Origin of the sequence: Streptomyces sp. NBC_00287 (assembly GCF_036173105.1) — a bacterium.
Classification (GTDB): Bacteria; Actinomycetota; Actinomycetes; order Streptomycetales; family Streptomycetaceae; genus Streptomyces.
On sequence record NZ_CP108053.1, the window covers coordinates 2,354,960 to 2,369,968 of the forward strand.

Annotated in this window: 12 protein-coding genes; 3 read left to right on the top strand and 9 right to left on the bottom strand. The window is 69.5% G+C overall.

Annotation, left to right across the window (positions count from 1 at the left end):
* Nucleotides 1-63: 63 nt before the first annotated feature.
* The 3 genes from OHT76_RS10770 to OHT76_RS10780 are packed head-to-tail and all read left to right on the top strand — an operon-like array spanning nt 64 to nt 3,650.
* Entirely contained in the window at nt 64-579 is a 516-nt protein-coding gene (locus OHT76_RS10770) for a PadR family transcriptional regulator (protein ID WP_328870545.1), read from the top strand.
* Nucleotides 576-1,328, top strand: coding sequence for an ABC transporter ATP-binding protein (locus OHT76_RS10775; protein ID WP_328870546.1), 753 nt, complete (start codon nt 576-578; stop codon nt 1,326-1,328). Before OHT76_RS10770 ends, OHT76_RS10775 begins: the two co-directional genes overlap by 4 nt.
* A 39-nt stretch (nt 1,329-1,367) precedes the next feature.
* A complete protein-coding gene (locus OHT76_RS10780; protein ID WP_328870547.1) occupies nt 1,368-3,650 on the top strand; it encodes an ABC transporter permease in 2,283 nt (760 codons plus the stop codon).
* 61 nt (nt 3,651-3,711) lie between these two features.
* On the opposite strand, the gene OHT76_RS10785 is transcribed toward OHT76_RS10780, so the two are convergent.
* The 9 genes from OHT76_RS10785 to OHT76_RS10825 form a co-directional block, all read right to left on the bottom strand.
* A complete protein-coding gene (locus OHT76_RS10785; protein ID WP_328870548.1) occupies nt 3,712-4,524 on the bottom strand; it encodes a hypothetical protein in 813 nt (270 codons plus the stop codon).
* 84 nt (nt 4,525-4,608) lie between these two features.
* Entirely contained in the window at nt 4,609-6,261 is a 1,653-nt protein-coding gene (gene pgi, locus OHT76_RS10790; RefSeq protein ID WP_328870549.1) for a glucose-6-phosphate isomerase, read from the bottom strand.
* A 52-nt stretch (nt 6,262-6,313) separates the two neighbouring features.
* Nucleotides 6,314-7,582 carry an MFS transporter gene (locus tag OHT76_RS10795; protein ID WP_328870550.1) on the bottom strand — a complete coding sequence of 423 codons (1,269 nt, stop codon included), beginning with the start codon at nt 7,580-7,582 and terminating at the stop codon, nt 6,314-6,316.
* Nucleotides 7,583-7,729: 147 nt separating this feature from the next.
* Nucleotides 7,730-8,065, bottom strand: coding sequence for an RNA polymerase-binding protein RbpA (locus OHT76_RS10800; protein WP_003957010.1), 336 nt, complete (start codon nt 8,063-8,065; stop codon nt 7,730-7,732).
* Nucleotides 8,066-8,264: 199 nt separating this feature from the next.
* The gene (gene secG / locus OHT76_RS10805) at nt 8,265-8,495 is read right to left on the bottom strand and encodes a preprotein translocase subunit SecG (protein ID WP_015661252.1); all 231 of its coding nucleotides are present in this window, start codon (nt 8,493-8,495) and stop codon (nt 8,265-8,267) included.
* Nucleotides 8,496-8,597: 102 nt separating this feature from the next.
* Entirely contained in the window at nt 8,598-9,374 is a 777-nt protein-coding gene (tpiA, locus tag OHT76_RS10810; RefSeq protein ID WP_328870551.1) for a triose-phosphate isomerase, read from the bottom strand.
* Nucleotides 9,375-9,379: 5 nt separating this feature from the next.
* Nucleotides 9,380-10,591 carry a phosphoglycerate kinase gene (locus OHT76_RS10815; RefSeq protein ID WP_328870552.1) on the bottom strand — a complete coding sequence of 404 codons (1,212 nt, stop codon included), beginning with the start codon at nt 10,589-10,591 and terminating at the stop codon, nt 9,380-9,382.
* A gap of 134 nt (nt 10,592-10,725) precedes the next feature.
* Nucleotides 10,726-11,733: a type I glyceraldehyde-3-phosphate dehydrogenase gene (gene gap, locus OHT76_RS10820; protein WP_328870553.1), complete on the bottom strand. Its 1,008-nt coding sequence runs from the start codon at nt 11,731-11,733 to the stop codon at nt 10,726-10,728.
* 227 nt (nt 11,734-11,960) lie between these two features.
* Nucleotides 11,961-14,915, bottom strand: a complete 2,955-nt coding sequence (locus OHT76_RS10825) for a M14 family metallopeptidase (RefSeq protein WP_328870554.1) — start codon at nt 14,913-14,915, stop codon at nt 11,961-11,963.
* Between the last annotated feature and the right edge of the window lie 94 nt (nt 14,916-15,009).

The following is a 15,009-nucleotide window of genomic DNA, read 5'->3' on the forward strand; positions in this document are numbered from 1 at the left end:
TACTAGGGTCTGTCGCACATTACGCCTGTCGCACATGGCGAGGACCCGAGGAGGACAGCACGAGTGCGCCTGCCCCTCCTGGCACTCCTCGCGCGCGGCCCCGCCCACGGCTACGAGCTCAAGCAGGACCTTGAGCAACTGCTGGGCTCGGCGTACCCTCAGCCGAACGTCGGCCAGATCTATGTCACCCTCGGCCGCCTCGAGAAGTCGGGACTGATCGAGGGCGAGGACGTCGAACAGTCCAGCCGGCCCAACAAGAAGGTCTATCACCTCACCGACGCCGGGCGGGAGGCGCTGAGCGCCTGGTTCGAGGAGACCGAGGACGAGCCGCGGGTGCGGGACGAGTTCTTCATGAAGCTGGCCCTCGCTCCCCGGACGCATCTCGCCGACCAGATCGCCCTCATCAACAAACAGCGGCGCCAGTACCTCACCACCATGCGCAATCTCTCGAAGCTGGCCGCCGCCGAAGACCGCGACAACCGCATCGCCCATCTGCTCATCGAGGGCGCGATGCTGCATCTCCAGGCCGATCTCGACTGGCTGGAGCGCTGCCAGGAAGAGCTGGAGGAGCTGGAATGAGCGACGGTCCCGCTCCTGTGCTGCACGCCGAGGGCCTGGTCAAGACGCACTACGGCGAGGGCGCCCCGGCGCACGCGGTGCGCGGCGTCGATCTGCGCGTGGCGCCCGGCGAGTTCGTGGCGATCACCGGCCCGTCCGGCGCCGGGAAGTCGACGCTGCTGCATCTGCTGGGCGGTCTGCAACGACCGGACAGCGGCAGCATCCGCCTGGACGGTGTGCCCACGGATGCGTGGAGCGAGGGGCGCTGGGCCGTGGAGCGCAGAAAGCGGATCGGGATCGTCTTCCAGTTCTTCAACCTGGTGTCCAACCTGTCCGTCGCCGACAATGTCGAGCTGCCCGCCCTGCTCGCAGGGGTCCCGCCGCGGCGGGCGCGCGCCGAGCGCGAGGAGCTGCTGGCCGAGCTGGGCCTCGCGGGCAAGGAGCGCAGCATGCCGGGCGAGCTGTCCGGCGGCGAACAGCAGCGGGTCGCCCTGGCCCGCGCCCTGGTCAACCATCCCCCGCTGCTGCTGGCCGACGAGCCCGCGGGCAGCCTGGACAGCAAGGGCACCCGCGAGGTGATGCGGCTGCTGTCCCGCTTCCACCAGCGCGGCCAGACGATCCTGCTGGTCACCCACGACGCCCGTCTCGCGAGCGCCGCGGACCGAGTGATCAGCTTCTTCGACGGCCGCATAGCCGACGACGCGACGCTCGACGACGGCACCCCGCCGCGCCGCGCGGGCATATCGGGCGTACTGGAACTCAGGGACTGACATGCGGGCGTACGACGATCCCCGGGGGGCCTGAGCCGGATGCGAGCCACCCTGCGCTGGGCGCACTCCGATCTGCGCGCGCACCGCGGCGAGGCGCTGTTCCTCGTCCTCGCCACCGCGGGCGTCGTCGTCTCCCTGCTGCTGGCCACGGCCCTGTTCGGCTACGCCACCAACCCCTGGCAGCGCGTCTTCACCCAGTCCCGCGGCGCCCACGTCTGGCTGCACACGGGCCCGTCCGCCGACGCGGGCAGACTGAACGCCCTCGACGGCGTCGCCTCCGTCGCAGGCCCCTACCCCACCGCCTCCGCCACCCTCGCCTCCCGCGGCGCCCGCGCCTCGGTCGAACTGCGCGGCACCCCGGACCAGCCCTCCGTCGGCCGCCCGCTGCTGACCTCCGGGCACTGGCTGGACCCGGCCACCCCCGACGGCGTCGTCCTGGAATCCCGCCTCGCCCGCACCCTCCTCGCCGCCCCCGGAGACACCCTCACCCTCCCCGGCACCGCACGCACCCTCACCGTCCTCGGCGTCGCCGACAGCGCCGAGCCCCGCTACCAGCCCGGCGAACGGCCCGGCCTGGTCTGGGCCCTGCCGTCCGCCGTGCGCGACCCGAGCGGCCAGGTCACCGGCCTGCGCCTGACCGACCCCGAGGACACCGACTACGCCGTCCAGCGCGCCGTCACCGTGCTCGGCGCCGGCGCGGTCGGCGAGGTCACCACCTGGCAGCAGGCGCGCGCCGAGGAACAGGGAGACAACCGACTGCTCGGCCAAGTGCTGGGCCTGTTCGGCCTGGGCGCCCTCATCGCCGCCGGACTCGCCGTGCACGGCGCGATCGGCACGCGTATCCGCGGCCACCTCCGAGACATCTCGATCCTGAAGGCCATCGGCTTCACCCCGGGCCAGGTCGTCCGCGTCTATCTGCTCCAGCACCTCGCCTACGCCCTGCTCGGCGCCGTGTCCGCGGCCGCGCTCACCGAGGCCCTGGGCAACCGTCTCCCCGGCCGCCTCGGCGACGCGATCGGCGTGTGGCAGGGCCTGCCCGGACATGCGGTGGCCCTGTTCGCGGTCCCGGCCTGCGCGGTCCTGCTCATCGCCGCGACCACCGGCCTCGCGGCCTGGCGGGCGGGCCGGGTACCGCCGGTGCCGGTGCCCCGACCGACGGCTTCGGCGGGCGGCGGGCTGTCTGGGCCGGTCCGGCGGATGCTGGGCATACGGCTGTCCCCCGCGCTGGTACTGGGCTGGCACACCGCGTTCGCCCGCCGCCCCCGCACCCTCGCCACCGTCGCCCGGCTCGCCCTGCCGCTGCTGCTGATCGTCGTGGCGCTCAGCGCGTGGAGCACCATCGACCGCTTCCAGAGCCGCCCCGAGCAGATCGGCCTGCCCACCGCGCTCACCGTCCACACGGACTCCGGCATCGGCGCCCGGGACGCGCGCGCACTCCTGGAACACGACCCACAGGTCGCCGCGGTCTACCCCGGCGTCGAGGTCGCGGCACTGGTCCCGGGCCAGACCTCCACGATCGCGCTGCGCGGCCTGGGTACGCGGGAGGATCCCTACCCGTACGCCCTGGCGGAGGGCCGCCCCGCGAACGGCCGTGACGAGGCGGTCGCCGGGCAGGGCCTGCTGAATCTGCTGGATGTACGGGTCGGCGACTGGGTCCGCATGACGGTCGGCGACCAGCCGCAGATCCTGCACATCGTGGGCCGCAGCATCGAACCGGAGAACGCGGGACGGGTGATCTCCACGTCCCTGGACACCCTGCGAGAAAACGACCCCGCACTGGCCCCGACCCGCTACGAACTGCGCCTCCACCCGGACGCGAACGCCTCCGAGGTCGCGAACCGCCTGACCACAGCCGGCCACGGGCACGTGGACGTACACGCCGTACCCAACCCCGCCGACGGCCTCTCACCACTGCGCGGAGTCGTGGTCGGCCTGATCACCGTGCTGGCGCTCATAGGCCTGATCGAGCTCCTGACGGCGATCGGCGGCATGGTGCGAGAGGGCGAGCGCGACCTGCTGGCTCTGAAGGCAATCGGCCTCTCACCACGCCAGGTCACAGGCATCACGGTCACGGCGACCGCCTGTACGACATTGGCCGCGGTAGCGGCGGGCACGGCCCTGGGGGCACCGCTGGGCCGGTGGCTGATCGACGCACAGGGCAGGTCGAGCGGCATCGGGGCCGGAATAGCGGACGGCCCGTCGGCAGCTCTCCTGCTGGTGTTCGGGGCGACGGCGGTAGTTGGGTCGGCTGCGCTTGCCGCACTACCGGCGGCTCGGGCTGCCCGGCGCCGACTGACGGACACTCTGAGCTCGGTCGCCTGAAGCGCCCCGATAGGGGCACGGGGAACTGCGCGACCAGCCACAACGGCGCCGCGGCGAACCACTAGCTGCCGTAGGGATTTCCGTACGGATTGCCCTGAGATGGAACATACGGCGGCGGAGCCGAAGGCATCGGCGGAACCGCCGGAGGCAGCGCGTCCAACCGTATGCCGTAATACCGCTTCAGCCGCCCCATCTCCAGCACCGCGATACTCGTGACCGTCACCGGCGCACCCAGGATGAAGAGGATCCCCATAGTCAAGCTCAGCCCATGCAGGTCACCCGTGATCAGGTCCGGAATGGCCATCAGCCACGTCGTCACCGTCGCCAGCAGCGGCGGCAGACAGCGATGCACCGCCGCCGTACCGAAAAAGTTCCCGGAAACCCGGAACGCGCCCGCGGCCACGAATCCCGTCATCCACAGCGCCGCCAAGCCGAACGGCAGCATCGCGATGCCCCCGATCGCCGTGGACAACTGAAAGAGCAGCACCGTCCCGACAACCGAGCCGATGAACAGCAACAACAGCTTCAGCGAGTTCATCAACGGCTGCCGCACCAGCCGCCAACTCCCCGCACGCCGCCAGCGATAGAGCATCACGCCCACCGTCAGCGGCGTGATCACCAACAGCACCGCGCAAGCCGTCAGTGCGTTCTCCAGGATCTCATCGAAGGCGAACCCACCCTCCACGAAGGTGTAGACACCCACCGCAGCGACCGCCCCGGCGATGATCCTGACGCGCTTGAGGGCCTCGACGGACGAATCGAGCGAGGCCGGAATCCATCGCGGATGAAACATCGCCCGCGCCACACGCTGCGGCTTCAGAAAGTCCCGCACGGTCAGCGTGCCGTCGGTCCAACTCCCCTGTGGACTTGTCAACTTCCACTCCCCCGAGTGATCGTTTACTTGATCGCCGGGGGAGTCTAGTCGAAGCGGACGACTCCCCGCCGCCCGCTTCTCGGATCACCGTCCGCGCAGCTCCCTGTACTTGGCGACCAGCGCCTTGGAAGACGCGTCCAGACCCGGGACCTCGGCGCCCTCGGTGAGGGCGGGCTCGACGCGCTTGGCGAGGACCTTGCCGAGCTCCACGCCCCACTGGTCGAAGGAGTCGATGTTCCACACGGCACCCTGGACGAACACCTTGTGCTCGTAGAGGGCGATCAGCTGGCCGAGCACCGACGGGGTCAGCTCACGCGCGAGGATCGTGGTCGTCGGGTGGTTGCCCTTGAAGGTCTTGTGGGTGACCAGCTCCTCCGGCACGCCCTCCGCCCGCACCTCCTCAGGCGTCTTGCCGAAGGCCAGCGCCTGCGTCTGCGCGAAGAAGTTCGCCATCAACAGGTCGTGCTGCGCCTTGAGTTCCTCGTTCAGCTCGGCGACCGGCTCGGCGAAGCCGATGAAGTCCGCCGGGATCAGCTTGGTGCCCTGATGGATGAGCTGGTAGTAGGCGTGCTGCCCGTTGGTCCCCGGCGTGCCCCACACGACGGGCCCGGTCTGCCACTCCACGGGGCGCCCGTCCCGGCCGACGTACTTGCCGTTGGACTCCATGTCGAGCTGCTGGAGGTACGCCGTGAACTTGGACAGGTAGTGGCTGTAGGGCAGCACGGCATGCGACTGGGCGTCGTGGAAATTGCCGTACCAGATGCCCAACAGGCCCAGCAACAGCGGCACATTGGACTCGGCGGGGGCGCTCTTGAAGTGCTCGTCGACCAGCCGGAAGCCGTCGAGCATCTCACGGAAGCGGTCCGGGCCGATGGCGATCATCAGGGAGAGGCCGATCGCCGAGTCGTAGGAGTAGCGTCCGCCGACCCAGTCCCAGAACTCGAACATGTTGGCCGTGTCGATGCCGAACTCCGCCACCTTCTCGGTGTTCGTCGACAGCGCCACGAAGTGCTGGGCGACGGCTTCCTGACCGGCGTTCAGCTCCCCCAGCAGCCAGTTGCGCGCCGAGGTGGCGTTGGTGATCGTCTCGATGGTGGTGAAGGTCTTGGAGGCGATGATGAACAGCGTCTCCGCCGCGTCCAGGTCACGGGTGGCCTCGTGCAGATCCGCGCCGTCGACGTTCGACACGAAACGGACCGTCAGCTCCCGGTCGGTGAACGCGCGCAACACCTCGTACGCCATGGCGGGACCCAGGTCGGAGCCGCCGATGCCGACGTTGACGATGTTCCTGATGCGCTTGCCGGTATGGCCGGTCCACGCGCCGGAGCGGACGCGGTCGGCGAAGGCGCTCATCTTGTCGAGGACGGCGTGCACCCCCGGCACGACGTTCTCCCCGTCGACCTCGATCACCGCATCGCGCGGGGCGCGCAGCGCGGTGTGCAGGACCGCTCGGTCCTCGGTGACGTTGATCTTCTCGCCGCGGAACATGGCGTCGCGCAGCCCGAACACCTCGGTGGCGGCGGCCAGCTCACGCAGCAGGCGCAGCGTCTCGTCGGTGACGAGGTGCTTGGAGTAGTCGACGTACAGGTCGCCGACCTGGAGCGTGTAGCCGGCGCCGCGGCCGGGGTCGGCGGCGAACAGCTCGCGCAGTCCGACCTCGCCGAGCTCCTCGCGATGTTTGGCCAGTGCGGTCCACTCGGGAGTCTGGTTGAGCCTGGTACGGCCGTCTTGGTTCATCTCGGACTTCAGCCTTCTTTCGTACCTGTCCCCGCTGTTCCAACCTAGTTGATCAGCGGGTGACGTGAGCTGTCGTGCTGTCGTCGTGCGGGGCAACAACAAGTACGTCCACCTTGAGCACAGGTATCAGCGCGATGACGGACAGGACGAAGAACGCGGCCGCGAGCAGGGCCGGGCTGTTGAGTCCCCAGGCGGTGGCGACGGCTCCGCCGAGCAGCGCGCCCAGCGGTGCTCCGGCGACCCCGAGAGTCCGGAAGGCCGAGCTGACCCGGCCCAGCATGTCGGCCGGACTGCGCTGCTGCATCAGGGTCGTGGTGTTGACGTTCCACACCATGCCCATGAACCCGAACACGGCCAGGGCGAGGGCCAGGGCGGCGAGACTGCGCACCGAGCCCATCGCGACGAGCGCACCGATCTGCACGCTTCCCGCGAGCAGCACCGCCCGCACCCGCCCCACCCGGGCGACGAGCGCGCCGCCGGCCAGCCCGCCGGTGAGGCTGCCGACGGTGTAGGCGGTCATCGCAACCGCGTATCCGGTATTGCCCGCGTCCAGCCAGCCCGTCACCAGCAGCACCAAGGTGGCGATCAGGGCGCCCATGCCGATGTTGCAGAGGGCGGTAGCGGCGCACAGTCCGCGCAGGGCCCGGTCCCGCCACAAAGTGCGCAGCCCTTGGGCGATATCACCGCGCAGGGTGCTGCCCGCCGGTCTGGCCCCGCGCTCCGGCGGAGCGGTCCGCAGCGAGGCGACCAGTGCTGCCGCCACCAGGAAGGTAACCGCGTCGGCCACGAAGGGCGCCGCCGCCCCGGCCGCGAGCAGCAACGGCACGGCCGGAGCGCCCAGCAGACCGCCCGCGATCCGCTGCCCGGTCATCAAGCGGGCGTTGGCGCTGCCCAGCTCGGCGCGGTCGACCAAGGCGGGCAACAGAGCCGTCGAGGCGTTGTCGAAGAGGGTCTGCAGCGTGGTCAGGGCGAAGGCCAGGGCGATCAGCAGGGTGATGGAGGCGTGCCCCAGAGCGACGGCCACCGCGAAACAGGCGACCAGCAACCCCCGTACCGCGTCCACCATCCACATCGCGCGCCGCTGGTCCACCCGGTCGGCGACGGCGCCGCCCAGCAACCCGAAGACGAGCCAGGGCAGATATCCGCAGGCGGTCACCGCGGCGATGAGCAGCGGCCGGTCCGTCAGCGTCGCGGCGAGCAGCGGCAGCGCGGCCGTACGCAGGGCATCGCCGAAGCTGGAGAGCGCGGCGGCGCTCCACAACCGCCCGAAACCCCCGCGCCACGCTGGTGCGCGCGCATCCCCCGACTCGACCGTCGCCACGTGTCCCCCTCACGATCCGCCCGATCCACAAAGATCGATGCACAAACCGTAGAGGGCACCACTGACAATCGGCCGGGGCACAGGGGCCGGCAGGCCGCGAAACAGCTACGGCCAGGCACTGCTCGGTGCCTGGCCGGTCCTCAACTTCTAGATCTCGCCCCGCAGTTTGGCGAGCGCCTCGGCGAGGATCGCCTCGCCGTCCGCGTCGCTGCGCCGCTCCCGTACGTAGGCGAGGTGCGTCTTGTAGGGCTCGGTGCGCGGCGGGTCCGGCGGGTTGTCCCGGTCCTGCCCGGCGGGGAAGCCGCAGCGCGGGCAGTCCCAGGTGTCGGGAACCTGCGCGTCGCTGGCGAAGCTGGGCTGGGTCTCGTGCCCGTTGGAGCACCAGAAGGAGATGCGCAGCCGCGGCGCGGACTCGCCGCGCTCGGCCTCGCCCATCGGCCCCGCCCCGACCCGGCTTCCTCGGATCGCGTTGCCACTTGCCACGGTCGTAACTCCCTGCGTGATGGTGCCGCGAAGCGAGTCGGCGTTTCGCTTCGTTGCGAGCGCCTCAGTCTACGTAAGGCCCAACGCGCGTCCAGTGATTGGAGTTACAGCCCCCACATCTAGACGCAAGCCCCATGATAGGCCGCGCTCAGCTGCGCGTACCGAACATGGGGCCTTACGTACCGATTGTGCGTGCCGGTCAGTTGTTCACCTTCATCAGAAGGCCGAGCACGACAATGCACGCGAACCAGAGCAGACCGACCACGACGGTGATCCGGTCGAGGTTGCGCTCGGCGACCGAGGAGCCGCCGACGGACGACTGCATGCCGCCACCGAACATGTCGGAGAGGCCGCCGCCCTTGCCCTTGTGCATCAGCACCAGCAGCATCAGCAGACCGCTGAACACGATCAGGGCGATCGAGAACCCCATAACCACGGCTGGACCAACTTCCTCGGATCTGGATGGACGACAGGGGCACAGCCACCGGGCTGTGCCCCCGCAAGGGTACGACGGATCGCCGCTACCGCATACTTACTGGTCGCGGAAGCGCACGATCTTGACGAACTCGTCGGCGTCCAGCGAGGCACCGCCCACCAGGGCGCCGTCGATGTCGGCCTGCGCCATGATCTCGGCGACGTTGCCCGACTTGACCGAGCCGCCGTACTGGATGCGGACCTTGTCGGCCAGCTCCTGGGTGTACAGCTCGGCGAGCTTGGCGCGGATGGCGGCGCAGACCTCCTGGGCGTCCTCGGCGCCGCAGACCTTGCCGGTGCCGATGGCCCAGACGGGCTCGTAGGCGATCACGACGGTCTCGGCCTGCTCGGCCGGGAGGTCCTTCAGACCGCCCTCGACCTGGGCGAGGGTGTGCGCGACGGCGTTGCCCGCCTCACGGACGTCCAGCTCCTCGCCGACGCACATGATCGGGGTCAGGCCGTGCTTGTAGGCGGCCTTGACCTTGGCGTTGACGATCTCGTCGGTCTCGTTGTGGTACTGGCGGCGCTCGGAGTGGCCGATGGCCACGTACGTGCACTTCAGCTTGGCCAGCATCGGGCCGGAGATCTCGCCGGTGTAGGCGCCGGAGTCCTGCGCGGAGATGTCCTGGGCGCCGTACTTGATCTTCAGCTTGTCGCCGTCGACCAGGGTCTGCACGGAGCGCAGGTCGGTGAAGGGCGGCAGGACGGCGACCTCGACGGCCTCATAGTCCTTGTCGGCCAGGGCGAAGGCGAGCTTCTGGACGTGGGCGATGGCCTCGAGGTGGTTGAGGTTCATCTTCCAGTTGCCCGCCATCAGCGGCGTGCGCGTGCTCATTAAGGTCAGTCCTCCAGTGCGGCGAGGCCGGGGAGCGTCTTGCCCTCAAGGTATTCGAGGGAGGCGCCGCCGCCGGTCGAGATGTGGCCGAATGCGTTCTCGTCGAAGCCCAGGATGCGGACGGCCGCGGCGGAGTCGCCGCCGCCGACGACCGTGAAGGCCGGGGAGTCGAGGAGTGCCTGGGCGACCGCCTTGGTGCCCTCGGCGTAGTCGGGGTGCTCGAAGACGCCCATGGGGCCGTTCCAGAAGACGGTGGCCGCGTCGGCGAGCTTCGAGGCGTACAGCTTGCGGGTCTCCGGACCGATGTCCAGGCCCTCCTGGTCGGCGGGGATGGCGTCCGCGGCGACGGTAGTGGGGTTGGCCGGGGCCTTGGTCTTCAGGTCCGGGAACTCGGTGGCGACCAGGACGTCGACCGGCAGGACGATCTCGACGCCGTTCTTCTCGGCGCGCTCCATGTACTCGGTGACGACCGGGACCTGGTCCTCCTGGAGGAGGGAGATGCCGACCTCGTGGCCCTTGGCCTTGAGGAAGGTGTAGGCCATGCCGCCGCCGATGAGGATGCGGTCGGCCTTGCCGAGCAGCTGGTCGATGACGGCGAGCTTGTCGGAGACCTTGGCGCCGCCGAGCGCGACGACGTAGGGGCGCTTGACGTCCTCGGTGAGCTTCTTCAGGACGCCGACCTCGGTGGCGATGAGGTAGCCGGCGTAGTGCGGCAGCTTGCCCGGAAGGTCGTACACGGAGGCGTGCTTACGGTGCACGGCGCCGAAGCCGTCGCCGACGTAGACGTCCGCGAGGGCGGCGAGCTGGTCGGCGAAGGCGGCGCGCTCGGCGTCGTCCTTGGCGGTCTCGCCGGCGTTGAAGCGCAGGTTCTCGATGACGGCGACCCGGCCGTCGGCGAGGCCCGCGACCGTGGCCGTGGCGGACTCGCCGACCGTGTCGGTCGCGAAGGCCACGCCGGCGCCGAGGAGTTCACCGAGCCGGGCGGCGGCCGGCGCCAGGGAGAAAGCCGGGTCCGGGGCACCCTTGGGGCGGCCCAGGTGAGAGGCCACAACCACCCGGGCGCCCGCCTCGGCGAGGGCCTTGACGGTGGGCAGGACGGCGCGGATCCGGCCGTCGTCGGTGATCGTGGTGCCGTCCAGCGGCACATTGAGGTCGGCGCGGACGAAAACCCGCTTGCCGGTGACGCCTTCGGCGAGGAGTTCGTCGATCGTCTTCATTGAGAGGGCTCCCGAGAAGTATGCGTGATGCTCGTGATCCTAAGAGGGCCGGTCGGTACGTGAGACAGGGCCCGGGCAGCGCGTCCCTGCGCCGCCCGAGCCCTGCTGTCACATCGAAGTGCCTGCTCCGGAGATCAGAGCTGGTTGCCGACGAATTCCGTCAGGTCGACGAGGCGGTTGGAGTAGCCCCACTCGTTGTCGTACCAGCCGATGACCTTCACGCTGTTGCCCTCCTGGACCATGGTCAGGGAGGAGTCGAAGGTGCAGGACGCCGGGGCGTTGACGATGTCGGAGGAGACGATCTCGTCCTCCGTGTACTCGAGGATGCCCTGGAGCTGGCCCTCGGCGGCCTTCTTGAAGACCGCGTTGACCTCGTCCTTGGTGACCTCGCGGCTGAGCTCCACGACCAGGTCGGTGACCGAGCCGGTCGGGACCGGGACGCGCATGGCCATGCCGTCCAGCTTGCCCTTGAGCTGCGGGAGCACCAGGGCGGTGGCCTTGGCGGCACCGGTGGTGGTCGGGATGATGTTCTCGGCGGCGGCACGCGCGCGACGCAGGTCCTTGTGCGGGAAGTCAAGGATGCGCTGGTCGTTGGTGTAGGCGTGCACCGTGGTCATCAGACCCCGGACGATGCCGAAGTTCTCGTCGAGAACCTTCGCCATGGGCGCCACACAGTTGGTGGTGCAGGAGGCGTTGGAGATGACGTGGTGGTTCGCCGGGTCGTACTTGTCCTGGTTGACGCCCATCACGATGGTGATGTCCTCGTCCTTGGCCGGAGCCGAGATGAGGACCTTCTTGGCGCCGCCGGCGATGTGCTTCTCGGCGTCGGCCTTCTTCGTGAAGATGCCGGTCGACTCGATGACGATGTCGACGCCCAGTTCGCCCCACGGAATGTCGGCGGGGTTGCGCTCGGACAGGACCTTGATGGTGTGACCGTCGACCGTGATCGTGTCGGCGGTGTGGGTGACCTCCTGCTTGAGACGCCCCAGAATGGTGTCGTACTTCAGCAGGTGAGCGGTGGTCGCAGTGTCACCCAGGTCGTTGACAGCCACGATCTCGATGTCAGCACCCTGCTCCAGCAGTGCGCGGAAGTAGTTGCGACCGATACGACCGAAGCCGTTGATGCCTACGCGGATCGTCACGAACCGATCTCCTCGTTGGTACGCCGGCCATGCGGTGCCGGCGAGCTGTATTTGGGATGTCCCCGACCGCCTACGACCCTACCTCCCTGAGGCCCCCGAGGTGACATTGAGATGCCGCATACACGGGCAGGCGGTCCGTACCCGCCAGTAGGGGTACGGACCACCCCCGGGCTTCACCGGCCTGTCACCCGTCGATCACGGAGAGTCGAGGCCGGCTGGACCCGGTCTCAACCGTCGAGGGAGGTGAGCGCCTCGCCGATCAGGGCCGCACGGTCGGCCGGGGCGACGACGTGCTCCAGGCCGAAGCCCAGCAGCACGGTGTCGTCCGTGGTGACCGCGCCGTACGTCTGGAAGAGCTGACCCACGCGCGCCCAGTCCTTGACGACCACGGGGCTGCCCTCGGGCGGGCCCGGGACGCTCCAGGCGCCGAGCGATGTCTCGAAGCCCTCGGTGTCGACGGCGCTGCCGCCGATCACCACGGAGGCGTTGTCGACGAGGACGCCTCGGCCGCCGGAACCGGGGTCGGTGATGTAGCCGAGCGAGACCTCGACCGTCTTGCCCGCGTAGGCGGACAGGTCGAAGGAGACGTCCTGCCAGCCGGCCGACGCCCCGGTGAAGCTGTTCCAGGAGCCGCTGGTGCCGGTCGGGGTGCAGGTGCCACCGGCGAGCGTCAGATACCGCTTGAGCGCGGGGTGGGCCTGGAGGAAGAACCCGACGGAGCACTCGTCGGGCACCGCGGTGCTGGTGGCGCCGCCCTTCTCCGGCAGCGTGGTCCAGTCGTCGCCGCCCGCCGTACGTGCCTCCAGCACGGCGTGGTCGTAGCCCGGCTCGGTGCTCCACAGCATGCGGGTGCGCAGCGTGGGTGCCTGGGCGGCGGTCACCGAGGTGAGGTCGATCGTGCGGGTGAGGCGGTTCCAGGCGTAGTCGCTGTGCGTGACGGCCGCCATGGAGCTGCCCTCGTACGGGCCGTACGGGTTGACGGTGCCGGGGTAGCGGCCCGCTCCGGCGCTCGCGAACTGCGGGAACCTGTCCACGGGCAGGGTCTCGGAGGTGACGCTGTAGGAACCGGCCGCGTTCAGCGGGTTGCCCGGCGCGCCGGCCAGCGCGCCCTTGGCGCCCGCGAGTTCACCGGCGCCCTCGAAGGCGGTCGCCCCGGGCAGCGACGTACGGCTGAAGGCGCCGAGGTAGTACTGGCTGAAGTCGTTGGACAGGGTGCCGCCGCCGAGGTCGACACTGCCGCCTGCCTGCTCGCCGGCCTCGATCAGCTTGCCGCCCTCGTTGAGGAAGGCGCGCAGCTGGAGCTGGGTGGCGTTGCCGGGGATGCCGGCGCCCGTATAGTGGACGACGGTGTCGAAGTGGCCGAGCACACCGAGCGCGTCGGGCGCGCCCTGGGTGGCGACGTCCCAGACGACGGCCTTGTGGCCGTTGGCCTTGAGCGCGTCGACGTAGGTCTGCGCCTGGGTGGCGGCCGCGCCTTCCTCGGCTACCACGAGGGCGTCCGCACGCGGGCGTTCGGCCACGGTGTAGGTGAAGTGCTCGCTGGAGACGGGCTTTCCGCTCCGGGTCTCACCGGTGAACCACACCTCGACCTTGTCACCGGCATCGCCGTCGGCGACCTTGGCGCGGTACTCGTCGAAGTAGAGGTTGTCCTCACCGCCGTAGGTCTCGCCGCCCTTCCAGGGCCGCAGCGCCATGTCGTGCGTACGGCCGCCGTTGACGCGGTACTTGAGCTCCTTGTCGCGCAGCGCCTTGCGGGCGACGACGGAGACCTCCTGGTCGGCGCCGCGGGAATACGACGTGGTGAACGGGGCCGGGGTGAAGTCGGCGGCCTTCAGGCCGAGCGAGGAGGACGGCCGGTCCGGGTGGGTGGCGGACTCGGCGACGGAGAGCGCGAACGGGATGTTCTTGGCGACCTCCTGCTGGATCAGCTTCTCGTCGTCCGGGAAGTTGAAGATGGACTGGCAGTCGGCGGGGAGCCAGGCGTCGTTCGGGTCGACGTTCGAGGCGGTCTGGCAGGTCGACATCTCGGGCGTGAACATCGCCAGGCCGTTGACGTTGGAGGCGTGTCCGTCCGCCTCGCCGTTCGTCGTGTAGAGCTCCGAGGAGACCTGCGGGTGGTAGCCGGGCACCGCGGGGTTGTCGGGGGTGCCGGCGAGCGCCTTGTAGAGCACGTCGTCCGGGGTGTCGGTGGCCACCTGCCAGCCGACGCCGTAGAGGAGGAGCTCGGCGGCCGAGTGGTAGTTGATGCCGAGCTCGAAGCCGATGCGCTTCTGGAAGGCGTCCAGCGCCTTGGTCTCCGGCTCGGAGCCCGGGGCGTCACCGCGGTAGGTCTGGCTGGTGGGGTTCGGGGACGAACCCTCGTCGTCGTAGCCCCACTTGTAGGCGAAGTTGCGGTTGAGGTCGACGCCGTCGCCGGTGCTGATGGCGCCGTCGGCGTTGACGTCCCGCAGGTTCTTGCGCCACAGGCGGTCGCCCGTGTCCTCGAAGGTGTAGTCGTAGCCGTCGGGGTTGGCCGAGATCACGAACCACAGTTCGGTGGTGTCGACGATCTTCTTGATCCGCTTGTCCGTCTGGTAGTTGTCCAGGTAGTGGTGCATCAGCCGGCGCGTCATCTCCGGGGTGATCCACTCGCGCGCGTGCTGGTTGGACATGTACAGCACGGAGGGCTTGGCGCCGTCCTTGGACTGCTTGGCGTTCTTGGTGAGCTTCAGCGCCAGGATGTCCTGGCCGTTCACGGTCTTGCCGAGGGAGACGACCTTGGTGAGGCCGGGGTTCTCCTGGCCGGTCCGCAGGATCTCCTCCTTGATGCCGCCGCTGCCGCTGTAGGGCCGGTAGACGCCCTCGGCCGCCGCCTCGACGCGCTGCTCGGCCTTGGTGGACAGGGTGTGCTCGGTGAGCTCGACGCCCTGCTTCTCCAGCTTGTCGGCCTGTTTGTCGGTGAGGTAGACCTCGATCGTGGCGGTGCCCTTCTCGGGCGCCTGCTCACTGAGTTCATGGCCGTCCTGTCCGGCGGCCAGCAGCAGCGGGATCTGCTTCTTGGTGACCTCGGCGCGGAAGACCTTGACCTCGTCGGCGTCGGAGGTGTCCGAACTGCCGTGCTGTGCCTGGGCAATGGGTGCGATGCTCGCTCCGCCGATCAGGAGCGCGCCGACAGCGAGGATCGATCTCGCTCTGTGTCTCATGAACCCCCCTAGCGTGTGTTCGCCACGTCAGCGAACAGATGCCAGGCTCATGACACTTCATGATCGAGTCAAGGGTGCCTCGAGGACACGAAAA